The sequence below is a fragment of the Candidatus Paceibacterota bacterium genome (assembly GCA_035404205.1).
In the GTDB taxonomy this organism is placed as follows: domain Bacteria; phylum Patescibacteriota; class Minisyncoccia; order UBA6257; family JAVHQB01; genus JAVHQB01.
Window position 1 is genome coordinate 43,992 of the sequence record DAONGQ010000001.1, and the last position, 22,566, is coordinate 66,557.

Annotated in this window: 15 protein-coding genes and 1 tRNA gene; 2 read left to right on the forward strand and 14 right to left on the reverse strand. The window is 38.0% G+C overall.

Annotated elements, in window-relative coordinates; genetic code table 11:
* From PK547_00190 to PK547_00230, 9 genes are all read right to left on the reverse strand, one after another.
* A complete protein-coding gene (locus PK547_00190; protein HPR91152.1) occupies positions 1–2,373 on the reverse strand; it encodes a radical SAM protein in 2,373 nt (790 codons plus the stop codon).
* Positions 2,374–2,577: 204 nt separating this feature from the next.
* Positions 2,578–4,020: a His-Xaa-Ser system radical SAM maturase HxsB gene (gene hxsB, locus PK547_00195; GenBank protein HPR91153.1), complete on the reverse strand. Its 1,443-nt coding sequence runs from the start codon at positions 4,018–4,020 to the stop codon at positions 2,578–2,580.
* A gap of 5 nt (positions 4,021–4,025) precedes the next feature.
* Positions 4,026–4,232, reverse strand: a complete 207-nt coding sequence (locus PK547_00200; protein HPR91154.1) for an HxsD-like protein — start codon at positions 4,230–4,232, stop codon at positions 4,026–4,028.
* Positions 4,233–4,253: 21 nt separating this feature from the next.
* Entirely contained in the window at positions 4,254–4,733 is a 480-nt protein-coding gene (hxsD, locus tag PK547_00205; protein HPR91155.1) for a His-Xaa-Ser system protein HxsD, read from the reverse strand.
* A gap of 22 nt (positions 4,734–4,755) precedes the next feature.
* Positions 4,756–5,493: a hypothetical protein gene (locus PK547_00210; protein HPR91156.1), complete on the reverse strand. Its 738-nt coding sequence runs from the start codon at positions 5,491–5,493 to the stop codon at positions 4,756–4,758.
* Positions 5,494–5,895: 402 nt separating this feature from the next.
* On the reverse strand, positions 5,896–6,738 hold the full coding sequence (locus tag PK547_00215) for a TatD family hydrolase (GenBank protein ID HPR91157.1): 843 nt from the start codon (positions 6,736–6,738) through the stop codon (positions 5,896–5,898).
* Between the two features lie 153 nt (positions 6,739–6,891).
* A complete protein-coding gene (locus PK547_00220) occupies positions 6,892–7,446 on the reverse strand; it encodes an NYN domain-containing protein (protein ID HPR91158.1) in 555 nt (184 codons plus the stop codon).
* Positions 7,447–7,496: 50 nt separating this feature from the next.
* Complete coding sequence (locus tag PK547_00225) at positions 7,497–9,005, reverse strand: methionine--tRNA ligase (protein ID HPR91159.1); 1,509 nt, start codon at positions 9,003–9,005, stop codon at positions 7,497–7,499.
* A gap of 100 nt (positions 9,006–9,105) precedes the next feature.
* Entirely contained in the window at positions 9,106–10,191 is a 1,086-nt protein-coding gene (locus tag PK547_00230; protein HPR91160.1) for an AI-2E family transporter, read from the reverse strand.
* 92 nt (positions 10,192–10,283) lie between these two features.
* Between PK547_00230 and PK547_00235 the strand changes: the two genes are divergently transcribed.
* Positions 10,284–10,357 (forward strand) — tRNA-Glu (locus PK547_00235).
* A 794-nt stretch (positions 10,358–11,151) separates the two neighbouring features.
* On the opposite strand, the gene leuS is transcribed toward PK547_00235, so the two are convergent.
* From leuS to PK547_00255, 4 genes are all read right to left on the reverse strand, one after another.
* A complete protein-coding gene (gene leuS / locus PK547_00240) occupies positions 11,152–13,617 on the reverse strand; it encodes a leucine--tRNA ligase (GenBank protein HPR91161.1) in 2,466 nt (821 codons plus the stop codon).
* 81 nt (positions 13,618–13,698) lie between these two features.
* A complete protein-coding gene (locus PK547_00245; protein ID HPR91162.1) occupies positions 13,699–14,412 on the reverse strand; it encodes a hypothetical protein in 714 nt (237 codons plus the stop codon).
* A gap of 30 nt (positions 14,413–14,442) precedes the next feature.
* A complete protein-coding gene (thrS, locus tag PK547_00250) occupies positions 14,443–16,269 on the reverse strand; it encodes a threonine--tRNA ligase (GenBank protein HPR91163.1) in 1,827 nt (608 codons plus the stop codon).
* Positions 16,270–16,415: 146 nt separating this feature from the next.
* Positions 16,416–19,724: a DNA polymerase III subunit alpha gene (locus tag PK547_00255; GenBank protein HPR91164.1), complete on the reverse strand. Its 3,309-nt coding sequence runs from the start codon at positions 19,722–19,724 to the stop codon at positions 16,416–16,418.
* 69 nt (positions 19,725–19,793) lie between these two features.
* On the opposite strand from PK547_00255, the gene miaA reads away from it, so the two are divergent.
* Entirely contained in the window at positions 19,794–20,729 is a 936-nt protein-coding gene (miaA, locus tag PK547_00260) for a tRNA (adenosine(37)-N6)-dimethylallyltransferase MiaA (GenBank protein HPR91165.1), read from the forward strand.
* An 11-nt stretch (positions 20,730–20,740) separates the two neighbouring features.
* Here miaA and gatB read toward each other — a convergent pair whose 3' ends face one another.
* The gene (gene gatB, locus PK547_00265; GenBank protein HPR91166.1) at positions 20,741–22,264 is read right to left on the reverse strand and encodes an Asp-tRNA(Asn)/Glu-tRNA(Gln) amidotransferase subunit GatB; all 1,524 of its coding nucleotides are present in this window, start codon (positions 22,262–22,264) and stop codon (positions 20,741–20,743) included.
* Between the last annotated feature and the right edge of the window lie 302 nt (positions 22,265–22,566).

Consider the following 22,566-nt stretch of genomic DNA (forward strand, 5'->3'; position numbering starts at 1 on the left):
TTATCGCGAAGACAGAAAATCTTTATAAATGTCTTCCCGGTCTTGATATTCACTAAAGTTTCGTTTACCAATTTGATTACGCGCAAAATAGACTCTTTCCCCTTTTAGCCTGTATAGTTCTAAACAATCCTTGTAGCTCACTGGCAAAGAGTAGGTTTGGCATACCTCTAAATATTTTTGTCCGAATAAAATCTTTGGTAATGGTTCTGTGACTCTATAGCACACTTTATTCTTTTGTAAGGCATCTAGAAAAATAGTAATGGAGTTCGCCGTATTTTTATTTAATAAAGCCGTGGTGATCTGGAAGTTAATTAAAACCATTACCAAGTCTTTATGCTTATTTTTATAATTTATAATTTTTGCAGCCAATGCGCTTAAGTGTTCAACGTCCTTAATTATAATATAAGGATTTTTCTTTAAATTCTTCCCACCATTGCTAACAGCCAATTCAAAATCAGTATACAAAAGAGAAAAGAATAATCTGCCGTTTTTTATTTGCAAGCATGGTTTTTTATTAATCAGATACCTTTCAGAAAAATATTTCAAAGTAATCGTGGGCGATATTTTTTCTATTGACCCACAGAGAGGAATTATTGGGTCAATCGTGCCACTCTTGTGACCTTGAGCATATAAGCAAATCGTGGAGCAAGCTCTCAGCAGAGAGCAATCATTACAACCATTAACGTTCATCTGGTGTTCGATTTTGTCCTTCAAGCCATCTACCTTAGCTAAATCAATTTTAAATGCTTTGGTTTTAGAATTATACCCCCCCACTATAAAATCTTGCATGAAAGGATATTTAATAAAATCGCTAGTATCATTATGTCTATCACAAGCCGAAGCATTACCGTGTGGGTCAATAACTAAATTAGATTTAGTATAGATAGAACAAGTAACTGTAGAACCTATTGCTTTAAAATTTAAAACAGTAACATCCATTCCCAATTCATTTTGTAGCTCCATTAACTTTTTAAATTCTTGAAATAACGATTCTAGGTTACTTAGTTTAGTCGTTTGTTTCAATTCTAATTGTTTTATCATTGCCTTGGCAGCCCCCACCTCTTCTAATGGCCCAAAAGCCAGATTTTTGACGCCTAATTGCCAAAAGTAGTTAACAATTTGGGTTTCATTACCAAAAAGATCGGCTGTCATTGTCGCCCGCACAACAAAATCCTTTTGTTTTTTAATAAGATATTTCACCGTGTTTTCCACTATTTGGCTTGATGGCATACCGTTCGCAAGCGGTCTATATTTATTTTGAATAAAGGCCGGGCCATCACAAGAAATTTGAATATGTTTAACATTCTTGATTAGCCAATCTGCTACTTGCTTAGAAATAATGCCATTGGTTGATAGCGGATTAATAGTAACCTGACCGATTTTCCGTTTAGCATAATTAACGACCCTTTTTAACAATATAAACTCAGTTGTGGACTCACCCTCTCCAACAAATTTTAAATTAAGAGAATCTCCACAATACTGAGAAACATAATCAATAGCCTTCCTCGCTATTTCGAAAGTCATCACTTGGTGATCAGGTTTTCTGCCAGACAGGGCATAACAATAACGACACCTTAAATTACAATTAGGGGTCAAGTTTAGCTGTAAATTAGTGAAATAAGTATTTGGCTGAAAAACTCTTGGATGCTTTATCTCCAAAGTAACAATTTGCAAATCAATTAGCAGTTGCGGTATGAAAGATTGCGAGGAAAAATTCTCAATGTATTTTCTATAATCTTTATATTGTAGTTTAAAGACTTTACCCAGTATAAAAGAACCCAAAATGATCTGGGTTTTAGATGCAAACAAAGTAACCAAAGTATTATTAATACTATAACCAAAATCAGGTATTAGTTTCACTAATTCCTTATTTTCTAATACCTGACTAAAAAATGTCGTTTTTTTTAAATCTACTATCTCTATTAACATATAACTAAATTTAGGAACCAGCATAGGTGTATCCCGTTGTTCCACAGCAGCAATTACTATGAGACACATGTGAAGCATGGGAACCATGGGAACCGTGGGAGCTATGAGAAGAATGAGAAGAGTGAGAGGAGTGAGAGGAGTGAGAACCATGTGAGCTGTGGGAACCGTGGGAGCTATGAGATGAATGGGAGGAATGAGAGGAGTGAGAACCATGTGAGCTGTGAGAACCATGAGAAGAATGAGAGCCGTGGGAGCTATGAGAGCCATGGGAACTGTGGGAACCATGAGAAGAATGGGAAGAATGGGAAGAATGGGACGAATGGGAGGAATGGGAGGAATGGGAGCCATGGGACGAATGGGAGGAATGGGAAGAATGCTGCCCCTTGCCAGCAACATCACTAAATTGGCTAACGTGAGCGCCAGTTGAAGGTGGTGTAGTAGCATTGGATATATGTTCTCCCCTCCCAGAAATATTAGTAAACTGGCTAGTGTGGTCGGCCCTAGCCACTTGGTTACCCAAAGCCGCTCCAGCCATTGTTAGGGCTAAGCCGAGTTTGAAGGCATTTTTTTTAGTAATCTTACCTTCTTCGCTGGTTAAAAAAGCTTTTAGATTCTTTTTAATTTTTGGTAGTTTGTCCATGAAACGTATTATTTGCTCTTTTTTATCCCTAACCAATTTTTAAAAACTTCTTTCACCTTAGGGTTCTCCATTTTTTTAAATAAATAATCCAACATACCTGTATTCAAACGGCAGCGATAGTTATTAGCGTTAGGCGGGAAAAGACTGTTATACAGGGAATAATTTAAAACAGGACACAGCCCGCAATAAGGCTTATAGACGCAATAGTCGCATTGGGAATTTTCCAAAATAGAGGCTTGGCATACTGCTCTCAGATTGGGATTGGCAATTATTTCCTTATAACCATTTTTATTTACGTCACCTAAAACAAACGTATCCTCTCCCAACATTCTGGCCTCATCACAAGTATAAACTAGACCATTATAATTATACAACATTTGTCCAATGCCGGCACCACAAGGAGACCTCAGGTCCAGGAAATTTGGATCTAAATCCGTAAAAATCTTTCTTAGCATAATTATGCTTTCTCTCTCGTAGAAAAAATGCCCTTTAAGATTCAGGTTAATGATATAATCCATGGATTTTTTCCAGAAGTCTAAAAACTCGTCTACAGAGTAGCCTATAGGATTTTGGGGGTTACCAGAAAGCCCTAAAAGACTCAACGGTCTTAAATGAATACCAACAAAACCCCACTTTCTGTATTCATCAACAATCTCTTTAGGATATTTTAAAGATTTATGAGAAATAGTTACCAGAGCTCCTAATCTATATAAAGACTTATCTTTAGCCTCTGCTTTTTTAAACTTAGCTATCCAATTAGTGGTAGCTTGATAGCTGTTTCCGCCAACAAATGGTCGATTAAAATTATGCAATTCTTCTGGCCCGTCCAAGGAGGTACAAACAGAAATATGGTGTTTAATTATATAGGCATATTTTTCATCATCCATCCTGCTCAAATTGCTCACCAAACTAATAAAGAGCTTCTTTTTGACCTTAATATTCTTCTTTTCGGCATATTCAACAATCGTTTTTATAACAGGCCAATTTACTAATGGCTCCCCTCCCTGGAACTCTATAGTAATATTAGGATTAGGAGAGGCAAAAATAGTATCCACCACTGCTTTGGCCGTTTTGGCATCCATATCGTATCCTTTTGCCTCCATTCCCTTGGAACTAGCCTGACAATAGATGCAGTTATAGTTGCATCTTAGGGTTACCACTACGATATGAAGAGAGGGGCCATCAAACAGAAAAGCATTACGATTACGATAGCTATTGATTAAGCTATCCACATTTTCGTTTTCTTTTAAAAAGTTCTTACTGGCTAATTCCTTATACAATTTACTAGTTGGTTTTAATTTACCCCCAACGAAGCTCTGGAAATCTTGAGTTGACAGCCAACTATACTGCCCCACATCATTGGTAATGAGATAATCTTTCCCGAATTGCTTATATCGAAAGAAGCCAACCTTGTCTTTATTTAATTTTATCTGTGAAATATTCTTATTCATAACGTTTAGCTTCTGATTTCAGATAAAACATAATTACAGAACTCCTCTTTTAAATTAAGAGGGGTATCCTTAGTATTTTTCTTGCTTTTCAAATTTACGACAATGAATTTTTTCTTTTCTTCTAAAGTAAAAACTGCGATTCCCTTATAGGCTGCAATAGCCGCTTTAACTGACTGGACGGTATAAATTTCTTTATTAAAATTAATGGTCATGTCCGAACAGATAAGTTATTCTTATTTCTTAGCTATTTTGTTGGGCTTTTTCTTGCTAATCTTTTTGGGAGAAAATTTTTCTTCCCAGGGTATCGCTATACCTAAGTCATCCCCTTTCCATTCACCCGTATCTTCGTCGCTGTTTGTGCCTATTCCAGCAGATTCGTCTGCTAATGGATCTTCGCCTATTGCTCCAACCAAAGCCCTTCCGACAATATATTCTCTAATTTTTTGGTTGTCTTTAGCAATTGACTCCCTGAGAGAATAATTAAGTAGTTGATTACTAAACTCACCACTTAAATTTTCCAAACCCTTTTTAGTTAAGATTGTTTTCGGCTTCAAGACTGTAATAATATCGCCCGCCGCATCTTTATCTAAAAAAACATAGGTCGTGTCTAAAAAAACATAGGCTGCGCCATAAATCGCTTCCAAGGTGTATGTTTGGACATCAATCTTTAAAGTAACTTCGTTCTTATCCACATCTATATGAGTACGATCCATATATTGAAATAATTACTTAAGTTTAAATAGGATTGCTAACTTTGCAGCATAACATATATCCATTAGTCTGACCAACAGCTGACCAGGTATAATAGCCAGCTGGGCAAGTAGTAGTCCCACTGCCATTTGTATAGGCAACCAATGTACAAAGATTGGTGTTGCCAGTAATATACAAATCCCCGGAAACATCCAATTTGTGAGTTGGTGTCATTCCTATTCCTACGTTACCAGAAGAGTTCCAAACACCAGTGCCTGGCATGGTAACGCTGCCTGTAAAAGTAGGGTTGGCTGTAGGTGCTTTAGCATCAAGGGCAGATTGGACCGCTGCCACTGCTCGAGCATTAGTAAAATATAAATTACTGCCTTCAGACACTAAACTAGTTGTGTAATCTCCTGATTGAGCGGTTACTGTTCCAGTGCGCCCAAAAACAGACATTACATCTCCACCACCGCCTGTAACCGTTTGCCAACTCGCTAACCCACTATCATCCGACGTTAGCACTTTGCCGGAAGCAGGATTACCTCCTGTAATTTTCACTTGTCCAGCTACTTCGAGTTTTGCTCCAGGCGTAGCCGTTCCAATACCCACATTGCCGCTACTATCAAGGTTAATAACAGCGTTAGCATTAGAGTTAGGACTGCCTGTAGGTGAAACCCAAGCATAAGCATAAATACCCAACAAGGCCACTAGCAATAACGAACAAAGGATACTCGTCCAAAAAAATGGCTGCTTAAGTATATCTTTATGTAAAGTTGCCATATTACAAATTTTAAATCCTAAATTTTAAATTAATTTTAAACTTTTTAATGTTTGAGGATTAGACATCTGGAGGTTATGCAGACGTCAGGCTATAAACTTTAGATATCAAAATGAGTATTAGTAAAGTTTTGTTCTATCGAGCACTTACTTTATAACTTTATAAACTTTACTGGTAGTGAGCGTAGCCCAACTATAAACTTACACTCACATTATACCACCTTTAAATAGCCAATCAAAGGCAAGGCTATTATTAAATTATTAATTTTAAATCTCTAATTTTAAATCAAATCTAAATAACTAAATAATTAACCATAAAATAAACCATTATGCATAGAGTTGCAATTTAAAATTTAGACATTGGGGCATTCAATTAATCCGGTAGCTAACGGATAGCCTTTAAAATTATGACTCTTCTATTCTAAATAGCTTCTTAGTATTAGCGAAAGTTATATCTTTAACTTCATCTATACTTACTTGTCTGACCTTGACTATCTTTTCTAAAACATACTCCACAAATTTTGGTTCATTTCTTTTGCCTCTAAAGGGCACTGGCGCCACGTACGGGGCATCAGTTTCTATCAATATTCTTTCTAAGGGAACCTCTCGCAGGAGATTATCATAACGATTGTCAAAAGTAATATAGCCGTCAAAACCCAAATAAAAGCCTCTCTTTAAAAAATCTTGAGCTTCACCTAGATTCCCTTGGAAAAAATGGACTACTCCTTTAGGCATTTGGGGTAATCCATCAAGTATTTCTAAGGCATCCCCATAAGCGTTAAAGCCATTGCCTTCCCCATTTTTATTGCGCAGGTGCATTATAATCGGCAAATCATGTTTGAGCGCCAAATCCAGCTGTATTTTAAACAACCATTTCTGTTTTTCTCTTGTCTCCATCGTTTCTGCATTTTGTTTAAACTTTAAACTTTGGACTTTAGACTTTTCCTCTAACTGCGCATAGTCCAGTCCGCCCTCACCTACGGCCACTACTTTTCTATCATGCACTATTGTTTCTAGTAATGCCGATACATTATCTGCCAATCCATCGGCATACTCCGGATGAATCCCCACTGTGGCCCAAATATTTTTAGGATATTTATTAGCTAAAGCAATAGCTTTTAAAGATTCTTCATAACTTGGACCGACGGTAACCATAAACAGACCGTCACGCTCAGCTTCATTTATGATTTTTTCTCTATCTACGTCAAATTTTGCATCTGTCAGATGACAGTGGGAATCAAATAACATAAAAATTAATTAACTAAATACATAAAAACTGATAAAATTGAGAACATTTAAAAACAAGTTTACCCATTCCGCTTGCACTTCGCCAAATACTTCCAATCTTGACAAATAGCTTATATTTGATATCATCATAATATCACCACGAAAAAGACCCTGTTAAGGCTCGTCCTTAATGGGGGCTTTTTCATTATTGCCCGTTTCTGAATTAGCATTCATAGAAATTAGCCGTTTTACGTCATTTAAATAAGTAATAGGAGCATTGGTTCTCTTTAACAAAATAGAACATTTCTCTGGAACACTTGGCGAAAGAATAATTTTTAACTTATTCTTTTCTTTTAAGAACTTCACTAAGCCAGCATAATCACCATCACTACTAACTAATACAGATTGCTCACAAGCATTCTCATAAACATCTCTCACTGCTTGCAAAACTAAATCGGCATCGCAGTTCCCCTTAGGTTTGCCATCTCCATCATATACTACCCCCTTAAAGATCAAAGTAAAGCCCGCTTTCTGCAAAGTTTCATACAAATCTTTTTCCTTAGGAATTAAGCCAATGAAATAATAGGCTTGAGTTACTCCATATTTGTCAGCCAGCCATCTTTTAAATCTAAAAAGGTCAATGTTCCAACTGGAGTTTTTCACCCCACGATAAAGATTATTGCCATCTATATATGCATAGTTGCTCTTGCCAGCCATATTTCTAATCATAATAAAATCTTGTAAATTACCTAAAAACTGATAGGTTAATCAATTGAAAACTATTCTTGTCCATGCCTGGGAAATAAAATTTCAGATTTTTTAAGACAAACCGCTCTGTTACTCAGTCCTTCCAAGAAATGTATAGGCATGTCTTCCAACCCCAAACTGGTAATGATTTTGCCTCCTGTTTGCGGCATAAATGGTTTTAATTGCCAGCCTATATTGGCTAAAATATAAACTAGATTGGCTAATTCTCTTTCCGCCTTTTCCTGGTCCGTTTTAATGGTTTCCCAAATTTTATTATCAGCTATGTATTTATCAGAAAATCTGACCAATTCCCAAATCCTGTCTAAAGCTTCATTGAAATGAGCTGCAGACATCGATTCCGCAGTTTTCCTTATGTTCTCCTCTACCAAAGTTTGTGTTTCTGTCTCAACTTTTTTAAGCTTAATTTCTTTCTCCAATAATTGTCCCAGAGTAGTAACTCGGCTCAAAAGATTTCCTATTCCTCCCGCCAAATCCGAATTATATCTTTCCCAAAAACGTTTAGCTGAAAAATCGCCATCATCATAGGCAGAAATTTCGTGAGTTAAAAAATAGCGTAATGGTTCTACCCCATAATTTTGGGCTGCTTCGAGGGGGTCTATAACATTACCCAGGCTCTTAGAAATTTTTTCTCCTTCTGTAGTCAGGTAGCCATGCACAAAAATATGGTCAGGCATCTTTATTTTGGCGGAAAGCAAAATGGCTGGCCAATAAACAGCATGGAAGCGCGATATACCTTTTCCTATAATATGCCAGATTTCATCGCTTTCTTGCCACCATTTAATAAAATCTGCCTGATCGCCCCCATAATTCAAAGCTGTAATATAATTGGCCAAAGCATCGATCCAAACATATATCACCTGGGAAGAATCGTCTGGCACTGCTATCCCCCAGCCCCCAGCCCGTTCCCGACTGCGAGAAATGCTTATATCCTCTAGGCCAGATTTTAATAAAGATAAAACTTCATTTTTCCTGCTTTCAGGAATAATTTTTAGCTTATCCGCGCTAATTAGCTCAATTAGCTGGTCTTGATATTTGGACAGCCTAAAAAAATAATTTTCTTCCTCAATCGCTTCTGGTTTGGTTTTATGCTCCGGACAACAGCCATCGACTAAATCACTTTCCTTAAGAAAAGCTTCACAACCAATGCAGTAAAGTCCTTTATAGCTTTTTTTATAAATATCTTCAGGATTAAGCGCTTGCCATAATTTTAAAACGCCCGTCTTATGTCTTTCTTCTGTTGTTCTTATATAGTCATCGTAAGCAATTTCATAAAGGGGGTAGATATCCTGAAAAGATTTGGTATTACTATCTACAAAATCTTTGACCGGAATATTCGCTTTCTGGGCGCTTAAAACATTTTTTAGAGAATTCTCATCGCTCCCCGTTTGGAAACGCACTTCTCCTCCATTCTGTTTTAACCAACGGACCAAAACATCCGTTTCTATGAATTCTAAAACATGCCCCAGATGGGGCTTGGCATTAACGTAAGGAATCGCAGTGGTAACGTAGTATCGAGACATGGAATTTAGTTTATCAGGTTTATAAAGTTGATAAAGTTATAAAGTAAAAATACAAAAACAAATTTTAAACTTAGCCTTTAAAATTATCTTGTATTCTGTTTTATGGATTAGCTTCCTCTTCACCTACTGGCACATATTCGGTCTTGTGAAATAATGCTTTCATTATTTTTTTATCTTGGAGTATCTCTGACACAATGGCCGCCAAGGGAATAGCCAAAACCATACCGATAGCCCCACCTAGAGATCCGCCTACAAGCAGGGCTAGGATAATCATGATAGGGTCCATTTTTATCATTTTTCCTCTGAAATACGGAGAGATTATACTTTCAAGGTTTTGGGCAAAAAGGAATAAGGCAGCGGCTAAAACTACTGTCAGCCAACCCTCTTTTATGCTTACTACCACAATGAGTCCCAAGCCAATAGCTGGTCCAACATAAGGTATAAAATCCAGAAAGGCTACTAAGATTCCCAAAAAGTAGGAATAGCGCACTTGTAATAGGAGCAATCCGACAAAAACTACTATCCCTATAATTGCGCTAATTAGCAATTGGGAATAAAACCAAGAGTCAACTTTATATTGTATGCGAGGCCAGAAAGCATTAAATAGTTCTTGATGTTTTTCTGGCAATAATTTAGCTAAATTACTGCGCACCCCTCCTTTCTTGAGGTTTAAATAATACGCCATCATTACCGCTAAAACGCCTTTGCCCAAAGAATCGCCCACATTGCCCAGAGTTTTAAAAATTTTACTTATATTTTCCCACCAAGCTCCAATCTCTCCTCCAAAGAGACTCAAAATATTGGGGGCAGCGCTAGTAGTTGCGGGTGCCGAGATAACAGTTTTACCATTGATTAAATTGGTAACTTGATTTTGCACTGTATTCTGGGTAAACAACTTAGAAAAGGGGGCTACATTTTCCACTATAATAGGAATGGTGAGATAGATGAGGCCGGCCAAAGAAAAAATTACCAAAAGATAAACAGCTGTAGTGGCTATCATCCGCGGTAATTTATGCGCAATAAGCTTATTAATAGGACGTTCAAATATCATTGCCAAAATAATCGAGAAAAGCACCACAAAAATCAGCCATTTAAAATGCCAGACGCCCACGACTAAAAGTCCCAACGCTAAAACACGCCATAAGGACTTCCAGGTAATATCTAATTTTAGTTCTTCTGCCTTCATATTACTTATTAAATATACACTAAAAAATACGCCATTACAAGCTAAATCCCTTGCTTTTTATGCTATTTCCATGTAATATCTGAAAAGTGCGCGGCCCTATCGTCTAGCCTGGTTAGGACATCGCCCTTTCACGGCGGTAACAAGAGTTCAAATCTCTTTGGGGCTACTAAAAATCTTTATGGAGGTAAAGATTCTACAATTTCACCCTACATTTTTTCAGAACCAGTGTTCCTTTATATTTTTTATAATTTTAGCAGAAACAAGAGAATCCTCTCTTGTTTTTTAGTGCAACCAATGTCCAAACGCAAGGTTACATTTTCTAGTAATTCTTATTACTATCTCTCCAATAAAAGCGTTGATAAGAAAATACTTTTCAAAGGAGTGTCTGACTATCTTTATTTTCTCTATTTACTCTATTATCTAAACCGCTCCCACTCTCTGGAATTGAGGTGTTTAAATTTAAACTTTGCTTGCCAAAACAATAAATATTTTAAACCTGCGCACTCTATCGCACCACCTTATTTGCAAGTCATTGGTTTTTGCTTGTTGCCCAACAGTTTTTCTTTAATAGTGAAACAATTGGGCGCTAATGATATTTCTGATTTTATGCAAAGATTAGGCACGAGCTATAGCTTGCATTATAACAGGAGATATCGTCGCTCCGGCCCTATTTTCCGCGGCCCCTTTCAATCTGTCTATATCGAGAAGACTGCTTTAGGTTGTGCCCTGCTCTTCCTCCATCTCCAACCTGCAAAACTCTTTATTGGTATATCGCCTCAAAAATTATTCTCACAAGTGAAAAATTATAGCTGGTCTAGTTTGCCCTATTACTTGGGAGAAAAAACTTGGTCGCCGCTTTTAAACAAAAACAAAAAAACAGCTCCTTCTTTCTATGCGCAACCCATGAAGGAATTAATTTTTAAAAAGAAATCTAACCGACCGATCTGTTTTAAAAAAGTTCTAGATTACAATATTCAGCAGTTTATCCTGAATGTAAATAATTTTTTGAACATTTTGCTGGTCGAAATACTTATTAATAGTTTCTACTTTCTTAGCCAAATTGAAGACTTCACCTTGAGTTAATCCGAAGGGCGCCTCAATGTTACCTCTAAACTTGCCGTTAATTTGTATAGCAATAATGGCGGTTCTTTTTTCTATATCTTTTTCTTCCCAACGAGGCCAAGGCTCTAATTCCAATGGCTTTTTTTGGCAAAGCATGGTCTGCCAAATTTCTTCCGTAATATGGGGAGCAAAAGGATTGAGCAGTTTAATAAGGCTAATCAAATAAATTTTGTCTAATAAAGCATCGGCGTCCCAAAGAGCATTAGTATAAATCATTAAAGCACTGATTGCCGTGTTAAATCTGAATCCTTCTATATCTTGAGTAACTTTTTTTATCGTCTCAGCTTTTAACTGTATTAATTTGCTTTTAGCCTCTTTCGAGAGAGGTCTTTCGCCCTGTTGGGGAGTCGAAATCTTTCGCGCCACCAACCAAACCTTATCCAAAAAGCGAGTAATGCCTGCCAGTCCTTCGGTGCTCCAGGGTTTACTATCTTGTAACGGCCCCATAAACATTTCATAAATTCTCAAGGCATCGGCCCCATAATTTTTCACTATTTCATCGGGATTAACGACATTTCCTCTGGATTTTGACATTTTTTCATGACCGCTGCCCAAGATCATGCCTTGATTGATAAGCTTGTAAAACGGTTCCTTATTAGATACTAAACCTAAATCATACAAAAACTTATGCCAAAAACGGGCATACAACAAATGCAAGACTGCGTGTTCTACCCCGCCAATATATAAATGTACTCCAAAATGCTCTGATTTTTTATTGGCTAACCAGTATTTTTCCTTTCTGGCATCCACCAGCTGTTTGCTATTTTGAGGGTCTAAATAACGAAGATAATACCAACAGGAACCAGCCCATTGAGGCATAGTATTAGTCTCTCTCTTGGCTGGTCCACCACATTTTGGACATTTTACGTTGACCCAAGAATCGATTTTTGCCAAAGGCGATTCCCCTGTGCCAGTTGGCTCATAATGTTTCACCCTGGGCAATTTGAGAGGTAAATCGCGCAACGGCACTGGCTGAATACCGCAAATGGGACAATGAATCAAAGGAATAGGTTCCCCCCAGTAGCGCTGTCTGGCAAAAACCCAATCTCTTAATTTATAATGCACCACCTTTTTCCCCGCTAAATAATTGCTGATCTTGGCAGCCGCTATATCAGTAGATAAACCATTAAAAATTCCAGAATTTACCAATACGCCCGAAGCAGTAAGAGGGGCATTTAACATCTGTTGAACCTGTCCATCTTTGGAGATTACCTGTATAATCGGCAAATTAAAAGTTTTGGCAAATTGCCAATCGCGACTATCGTGAGCAGGCACGCCCATTACGGCGCCTGTTCCATAGGACATAAGAATATAATCTGCAATCCAAATAGGAATTAATTTTTTGCTCGCAGGGTTAACCGCATAAGCGCCGGTGAAAACCCCTGTTTTAGAAGCATTGCTTCCTTGCCTTTCCAGGTCTGATTTTTTACGCGCTTGGTCTTGATACAAAATAACTTCTTTTTTGTATTCAGCTGTCGTAATTTGATTAATGAAAGGACTCTCGGGAGACAGCACCAAATAGGTAGCTCCATAGATAGTGTCTATCCTAGTAGTAAAAACTTTAATCTTTAAGTCAGTATTTTCCACTTTAAAATCTAATTCGGTCCCCTCGCTACGCCCAATCCAGTTGGTTTGCATAACCTTAATTTTCTCGGGCCAATTTAAAAGAGGCAAATCATTTAATAATCTGTCGGCATAGGCGGTAATACGAAGCATCCATTGGCGAATATTTCTGCGCTCCACTAGTGTGCCGCAACGATCGCATTTATTTTCTTTCACTTCTTCATCAGCCAAAACAGTTTTACATTTTGGGCACCAATTCACGGGCATATCAGCTTCATAAGCCAAACCATGTTTATAAAGTTCTAAAAATATCCATTGGGTCCATTTGTAATAACTAGGGTCGGTAGTATTTATTTCTCGAGTCCAATCATAGCTCAAACCTATCATCTGCATCTGTTTGCGAAAATGATCAATATTTTTCTTGGTCGAAACGGCCGGATTAACTTTATGTTTAATGGCATAATTTTCTGCTGGCAATCCGAAAGCATCCCAGCCCATAGGATGAAGCACGTTATAGCCCTGCGCTCTATAATAACGGCTTAAAATATCTGAGGCAGTATAGCCTTCCACATGCCCCACATGCAAACCGTCTCCCGAAGGATAAGGGAACATATCCAGGATGAACATTGGCTTTTTGGGAGAAAAATCTTTAGCTTGCCAATTTTTAAACTTATTTTTCGCCCACACAGCCTGCCATTTTTTTTCTACCTTAGCGTGATTATAATCGCTGCCCCTAGCCATAAAATATAAGAAAAAATTATAAATCTAATCTAACAAAAAACCAGCCGAAGGCCGGTTTTTTAAATCACGATCTCAATTCGCTTAAGCACCCAAACCAGCCAAATTAATAATAACGCCTTTGACAAGATTACTCAAAGGAGTTTTTTCTACAGTTAATGCCACAACATCAAGCATATCTAGCATATCTTTATTCGTAATCGTAGTTTCTAATTTTTTGGCTGTTTCTAGGGTTATCGCCGTCCACTGAGAATTGCCTAATTTTCCTAGAGAAAGGGCCCAGTTCTGAATAATAATTTTCCTAAACGAGCTAGCAATCATCGGGTCTAAACCATTTTTCTCCAATTCATTTAATACTACTAGTTGCTTTAAACTCTCCTTATCAATAGACGCTTCCAAGCCGTTGTTTAAGCTACCACCATTGGCATTGCTAGCTTTGGCATAATCTAGAGCTAAATAGCTAGACCAATCTGCATATAAATCATAGACTTTGCTCTCCCAAGATTTATTGGCTCCATTAAAATGAATATCCGCTAATTCTCTGACCAACTCAGACAATTTTTCTAAATCAATTGTTACTCTATCTGTAGCATTAAAAGAGGTAAATCTATCTAGACGGCGCGAGAGGTTTTTAGATGGGTAAAAAGAACTATCCGGTAAAATAGTCTGTTCTGCTACCCCGAGATATTGAGTAGTTTTTGTTTCTAAAATCTCGTCGGCCTTAACCGAACCTCCGGCTATGCCTAAGAGGATGATGGCTACAGCGATAGCTCCACCCAGATGAGTTTTATGTTTCATAAAGAGGTAAAAATCCTCATTCCAGTGTTTTTACTGTTTGTTTTGGATCTCTTTTTTAATTCTAGCTAAAAACTCTTCTAAAGGCAATACCCCAGCCTCTCCCTTGCCTCTTTGCCTAATAGCCACAGATTGAGACTGCTTTTCTTTCTCACCTACTATAAGAATGTAAGGAATTTTCTGTCCTTCGGCTGTTCTGATTCTTGCCCCTAATGGCTCATTGGCCTCTATTTCCTGAACTCTAACACCGGTATTTTCTAGAGTCTCCTTAACTACTTTTGACCAATCTGATTGTTTTTCACCAATAGGAATAATAGCTGCCTGTACGGGAGATATCCAAAGTGGAAAGGCACCGGCATAGTTTTCTGTTAAAATCCCAATGAAACGTTCGAGGGAACCATAGATTACCCTATGAATCACTACTGGTGTTTGTTCCTTGCCTTTATTGTCGATATATTTCAAGTTGAAATTACGAGGCAGCTGAAAGTCCAACTGCATAGTGCCCATTTGCCATTCCCTGCCTAAGGAATCTTTCATCAAAATATCAATTTTAGGACCATAAAAAGCGCCATCGCCGTTTTTCACCGTATAGGATTTACCGCTTGCTTTTAATAGGTGTGCCAGCACTTTTTCGGCCTTATTCCAGGTCTTAATGTCTCCCATAAAGTTCTCCGGACGAGTGCCTAAACGGAAAGAATATTTTAAATCAAAAATAGAATAAAATCTTTCCACGATATCAAACAGATTTTTATACTCGCTTTCTATTTGCTCTTCACTGACAAAAATATGGGCATCATCTTGGGAGAATTCCCTCACTCTCAAAAGACCGTTGAGCGTCCCCGACTTTTCAAATCTGTGTAAGGTATCGCTATCTGAAATTCTTAGTGGCAGTTCCTTGTAACTGCGGGGATGCATTCTAAAAACCACCATGGCATTAGGACAATTCATGGGTTTCAAACAATAGGTCTCCCCTTCCTCTGTTTCAGAAATAAACATATTTTCCTTGTAGTGGTCCCAATGCCCCGAAGTTTCATAAAGCGACTTTTTATTAATCAAAGGAGATTTTATCTCCTGATAACCGCGCTTAATGTGTTCTTCCCGCCAAAACGCTAATAAAGTATTATAGATTGTTAACCCCTTGGGCAACCAATAGGGCATACCGGGTGCAGTTTCATCAAAAGTAAACAAATCTAATTCTTTGCCCAGTTTGCGATGGTCTCTTTTTTCTGCTTCATTTAGCAGATTTAAATAATCGTCTAATTCTTGCTTGGTTTTAAAAGCTACTCCATAAACTCTGGTCAGCATCTCTGCCTTTTCGTCTCCACGCCAATAAGCCCCCGAAACTTTAAGCAGTTTGAAAAAAACAGGCGCTTCGCCAGTGCTTTTTAAGTGAGGACCGCGACAAAGGTCAGTGAATGTGCCTAATTCATAAAGAGAAACGGTGGTAGGAACCTTGGAAGCTTTTTTGGTTTTTTGCCGTATGGCCAAAATCTCATTATTATCGGTAGTACCATACTTTTTAAGGTCGTTTAAGAGGTCTACTTTCAGCGGCTGACCTAATTTTTTAAATACTTTGGTAGCTTCCGCTATACTTAAATTCTTTTTCTTAAAAGCGATATTCTCGGCAATAATCTTTTTCATTTCCGCTTCTAAGGATGCCAAATCTTCTAGGGACAATTGCTTTTTGAGCCCCATATCATAATAAAAACCGTTTTCCACAGTGGGACCTACCCCAAATTTAACTGCTCCATAAAGCCTTGTAGCAGCCAAGGCCATTATATGAGCTAATGAATGACGAGCTACATCTAAATCATCGACAGCTTTATCTTTTTTTCTTATGATATTCCTTTTTTGTTTCATACTATTGTTAATAAAATTTCACCATTGGGACCCAAATTATCATTGACCGCTTGCTGATTAAAAAACATTGGCAGATAGCGATAGTTTACGCCTAATTTAGGTGGAGTATTATTGGGGTTAATTTGTAGATTATACTTCCTGCGCCCCTATTCGTCAATTGATTTTAACTCCTCAATGCTATCGCAAACGACTTGTTTATTGCCCTCCCTTTCGGTTAATTTCCCATCAATGATAACAACCTTGTCTTGGGCGACTATGGATACGCTATTTAAAAGAACGCGAGGATAAATAACCACCTCTATTTTGTCAAAAGCAGTGTCAGTGAGAACTACGAAGGCCATCGGTTCTCCCTTTTTTGTCAAAATCTGCTTCACGCTAACAATCATTCCACCTAGTTTTACTCGACTACCAATGGGTTTTGTTTTGCAGCTGCCAATATTTTGGCTAATCTTAGAAAGTACTATTTGGAATTGCCTCAAAGGATGGTCGCTTAAATATAAGCCTAAATAATCCTTTTCCCAATTTAAGCGAATCATAAGATTGGGCTGGGTTTTTACAGCTACCGAGCTTTTGCCATCAGACAACCCGCCTTTTGAATCACTAGTTAAATTATCATTGGGCATGGAATCTAGAAACTTCAAATTTTGCGTTTGCGGCACAGACGCATTGCCATCATTGGCGCCAAAAAGGTCCATTTGACAGGCATCTTTAACAGTATGAAAGTCATTAACTGCTTCTACTATTTTGTCTAGATTTCCTGACATACAATTTCTATCCCCAAAGTCATCCATAGCGCCAGCTTTAATAAGACTCTCCAGAGTTTTACGGTTAAGGTAGTGCTTATCCAAACGAGCTAAATAATCTGCTAAATTTTTGTAGGGACCATTTTTCTTGCGTTCTTCAGTAATGGCTTCTGCCACCATAGTGCCAACGTTTTTAATAGCCGCCAGGCTAAAACGAATATCACCACTTTCCTTATCTACGCCAAATTCCACAAAGGAATGATTCACGCTTGGCGGTAATACTTTTATTTTCATTCGTTCGCACTCGTTAATCTCAATAGCTATTCTATCCAAGTCGCCATAATCAGAAGTTAACAGAGCGGCTAAAAATGCGCTCGGATAGTGGGTTTTTAAATAAGCTGTCTGGTAAGCAATCCGAGCATAGGAAGCAGCGTGACTTTTATTAAATCCGTATTGAGCAAAAGGCTGGATCCACTCCCATAGTTTATTGAGTTCCTTTTCTTTATGCCCCATTTTTATGCCTCCTTCAATAAACTTTATTTTCTGTTTGGCCAAAAGCTCGGCATTTTTCTTGCCCACGGCCTTTCTTAAAATATCGGCTTCCCCCAGAGAAAAACCGGAGATATCTCTCGCCATTCTCATCAATTGCTCTTGATAAACCATAATGCCATAGGTGTCCTTCAGGATTGGTTCTAACTCCGGTAGCATATAATCAAATTTTATCTTGCCGTTTTTCCTGTCAATGTATTCTGGCAAGAATTGCATTGGACCAGGACGGAACAAGGCCACCATGGCGATGATATCCTCAAATCTCGTCGGTTTTAATTCCTTCAAAAAACGTCTCATGCCTGTTGATTCTAGTTGAAAGACCCCCACGGTTTCTCCGGCGGAAAGCAGTTTATAAACTTCCTTGTCTTCAAATCCTAAGGCATCTAATTTTAATTCATTCTCTTCTCCTTCAATTTTTCTTATAATTCTGAGCGCATTTTTAATAACAGTCAGATTTTTCAGCCCCAAAATGTCCATCTTTACCAAACCAATACTTTCTATGTCATGGCCAACATACTGAGCCACCACACTGCTATCCGACTTGGCTGAACGCTGGAGGGCGGTATAATCAGTTAAAGGCTCACGAGCAATTACTATTCCCGCGGCATGAATAGAAGCATGGCGAGCCACGCCTTCTATTTTTTGAGCATTATCTATAATTTCGTGAGCAGCCGAATCCGTGTCATACAAGTCTTTTAACTCGTGAATTTCATTTAGGGCATCAGCTAAGCTCTCTTTGGTAGCTTGGCCTAAGAGCTTAGAAATTTTATCACCCATTTCATAAGGGTATCCCAAGGCTCGAGTAACGTCACGCACGGCCAAGCGGGACTGCATCATTCCAAAAGTAACTATTTGAGAAACATGGTCGGCCCCATAACGCTTAGTAATAAATTCTATAATTTCCTGACGGCTCACATCAGGAACATCACTATCGATATCAGGCGGAGAAATTCTTTCCGGATTTAAGAATCTTTCAAAAAAGAGATCGTATTTTAAAGGGTCAATATCAGTAATGCCCAAGATGTAGAGTATCAAAGAACCAGCCGCCGAACCGCGCGTATTAGTAAAAATCCCCTTATTGCGAGCGTAGGTAATAAAATCATGTACTATAAGAAAATAATCAGCAAAGCCTGTTTTCTCTATAACACTCAGCTCATAATTTAATCTTTCTCTAGCTTGTTTTTCGTCTTGAAAATGAAATTTGGGAAAATTTGTTTCCAAAAGTGATTTTAGGTAATCTAGGGAATTGGTAAAAGGTTGAGGTAATTCAAAACGAGGGAAAATTGGTTTCCCCATAGGAATTTCCACATTGCATTGCTCTGCAATTTTATGGGTATTTTCCATATACTCTTTGATTTTCGGATAGTCAGCCATTTGTTCCTCAATTGCCTCTGGAGTTTTGAGGGAAAAGTCCTTGCCTTTGAGGCTTAACCTTCCTTCGTCGTAAATAGTGGAACCAGTTTGAATGGCTAATAAAATATCTTGAGCCGGTCCGTCCTCAGGTTTTAAATAATGGGAATCGCAAGTAACGATACAAGGTAAATTAAATTCTTCAGATAGCTTCACCATGCCATCATTGACTACTTTTTGTTCAGGAATTTCAGAATGCGGTTGCAGCTCTAAGTAAAAATTTCCCTCTTCAAAAAGGTCCTTGTATTCAACCGTCAACTTTCGCGCTAATTCGTAATTATTTTTAATTAAAGCCTGCGAGATTTCACCTTTTAGGCAGCTGGAGGAAGCAATCAAGCCTTTGCTATATCTTTTTAAATGCTCTCTGTCTGTGCGAGGTTTATAATAATACCCTTCTAGGTGCGCCGAGCTCACTAACCTCATCAGGTTTTGATAACCTTCGTAATTTTTGGCGAGAAGAATCAGGTGATAGTTAGTACTATCTATACCGCTCTCTTTATCAGTTAATTTTCTTGGCGCTACATACATTTCACAGCCTAAAATGGGCTTTATTCCAGCCGCGCGAGCCTTAGTATAGAATTCGATCAAACCATAAACCACACCGTGGTCGGTTAGGGCCAAACTATCCATTCCGAGTTCCTTAACCCTAGCTACCAAATCGTCTATTTTGGATAGGCCATCAAGCAAACTGTAGTGACTGTGGACATGAAGATGGGTAAAAGGCATGGATAAATCGTCAATTAATAACCCCATTATAGCAATTAAAAAAGTTTTGGCAAAATTGGCAGATTTAATTCTTTATGCTTTAATAACCAGACTAAAATGAAATATTCAAAGCCAAAAATTTTAATAATTTTAGGCCAAACAGCCACAGGGAAATCAGATTTAGCCATTGCCCTCGCCCAAAAATACAACGGCGCCATTATTTCTGCTGACTCTCGCCAAGTTTATCGAGGAATGGACTTGGGCTCAGGTAAAGTTAAACGCGATACTAACTCATCCGGCGCTGATTTTAAAAGCGAAGGCATCCCTCACTACCTTATAGACATAGCCGACCCGAAAAAAGATGTTTTTACTGTTAGTGATTTTTTAGTTCAAGCCAAAAAGGCCCTCAAAGATATAGAACAAAAGAAACAATTGCCTATTATTTGCGGGGGTACAGGTTTATATATCTCCGCCTTACTAGAAAATTGGCAACTTCCTAAAATTAAACCCAATCTTAAACTAAGAAGCGAATTGGAAACTTTATCAACCAATGCCCTTGTCAAGAAATTAAAAATCTTGGACCCGGAAAGAGCAAAAAAGATCGACCTGGCTAATCGCAGGCGGCTTATTCGCAGTTTAGAAAACGCCCTTCAAAGCAGCCAACCATTACCGCCCTTAAAAAAGGGAAGGGCCTTGGGAGAATTTCTTATCCTTGGCCTCAGAAGAGATAATCAACAAATTAAAAAACTTATTGCGCTAAGATTAGACAAGCGCCTGCGTTTAAAAATGTTAGAAGAAATTATTACCTTGAAAAAGACAGGCGTATCCAGCGAACGCTTAGAAAATTTTGGTCTAGAATATCGGTTCCTTAACCGTTATCTTGAGGGTAAAATTACCTACCAAGAGATGAAAGAGCAGTTAACCAATGCCATTTATCATTTTGCCAAAAGGCAAAACACTTGGTTCAAAAGAATACCCAATGTCTATTGGTTTTCCACCAAAAAAGAAAATAAAAAAGCCTTCAAACTAGTCGAAGACTTTCTTAAAAATTAAAAGCGCATCCCCTAAACTGCTTTTGCTAACTCTTGTTCCAGCAGTTTTTTTAGTACTTCTGGATTGGCCTTACCATGAGTAGCTGCCATCGTTTGACCAAGCAAAAATTGAATAGCGGTGGTTTTCCCCCTTTTGTATTCGCTAACTGCCTTCACATTTTTTGCTAGTACCTCTGCTACTATTTTAGCTAGAGCCTCCGTGTCATTATTCTGAGTATATTCTTTCAAAAGACCGTCCAAGCCCTCTTTTTTCCAATCTTGATTATTCGCATCGGTAATTATAACTAGAATCTTTTTAGCCGAGGCGCTATTAATTTTGCCTTCAGCTAAAGCTATAATTAGATTTTTATAATCAGCCTGATGAATAAATTCCTCGCTCACTTCTACCCCCTGGAGAGAGGCCAATCCCACTAAATCAGAGGCTAAATAATTATAAGCCAATCTATTAAGTTTTTCTAAAACCAAAGGCCCTTTTTGTAATTCTTTAAATGATTGAGTTAGACTCTCGTAATATTTGGCAACATGCGCATCACGAATAAGGAGATTGGCTTCCTGGCTATTAAGTTTATAAGCTTCTTGAAAATAAGTTTTTTTATCCCAAGGGAATTTGGGCAACTCTTTTTGCACTTCATCTAAATCAAATAACGTTTCTTTATCTTCTTTTGACCAGACATGCATACGAGGCAAATCTGGTTCATAAAAATATCTGTAGTCATTAGCATTCTCTTTTATTCTCTGAGAAATAGTTGCATTATCATTTTCTAACCATCCTCGGGTTTCCTGAACCACCTGTCCGCCCTCTTCAATTAAATCTATTTGCCGACGGGTTTCATAGTCTATAGCTTTCTCCAGAACTCTAAAAGAATTAAGATTCTTCACCTCTACTTTGGTGCCAAGTTTCTCTTCCCCCTTCAACCTCACCGAAATATTGGCCTCGCAACGCATTTGACCTTTTTCCATATTAGCTTCAGATACCCCTAGAGTTTTATAAAGGATTTGCAAGCCTTCACAAAATAATCTTGCCTCCATTCCGCTTCTTATGGTTGGCTCAGTCACTAATTCCATCAAGGGGACCCCGGCTCGATTAAAATCTACTAAAGTATTTTGTTGCCCATGGGTAAGTTTAGCCACGTCTTCCTCTAAGTGCACCCTAGTAATAGCTACCCGCTTGGGAGATAAATCATTGCTCAAGTAAAGGTCCAAGTAACCGCCTAAGCACAAAGGCATATCATATTGAGAAATTTGATAGCTTTTTGGCAAGTCAGGGTAAAAATAATTTTTTCTATCAAATTTAGAATACTCTGCAATTTGAGAGTGCAAAGCCAGACCCACTTTAATCACCTGCTTGACTGCCCCGATATTAATAGTGGGCATAGCTCCCGGCTGCCCAGTACATATAGGACAAATATAGGTATTGGTCTCTGCTCCTTCCGGGTCATTAGGACAAGAGCAAAACATCTTCTGCTTAGTAATGAGCTCTGCGTGAATTTCAAGACCCACTACTGTTTCATATTTTGAATAAATGTCGTTCATCATAAAAATAGGTTTGTGGAGTTATAGTTCGACTTCGCTTCTTGCTTTATAAACTTAAGAACTTTAAAAACTTGATAAACTTATGACCCATTCTAGCACAAAAAGGATTACAAAAAAACCGGATTTAGGTCCGGTTTTTTGCATATTAAAACATCGGGTTAATAAGATGCATTCATAATGTGTCACTTCTAAGAAAGTATGTAATGACTCCCCCACCGGAACTGTCAATTAATTTATAAATCTAGATTTGAAGAAAAGACTATCGCTTATATCTAATTTTTTTAATTTATTTATTACCAGAATAA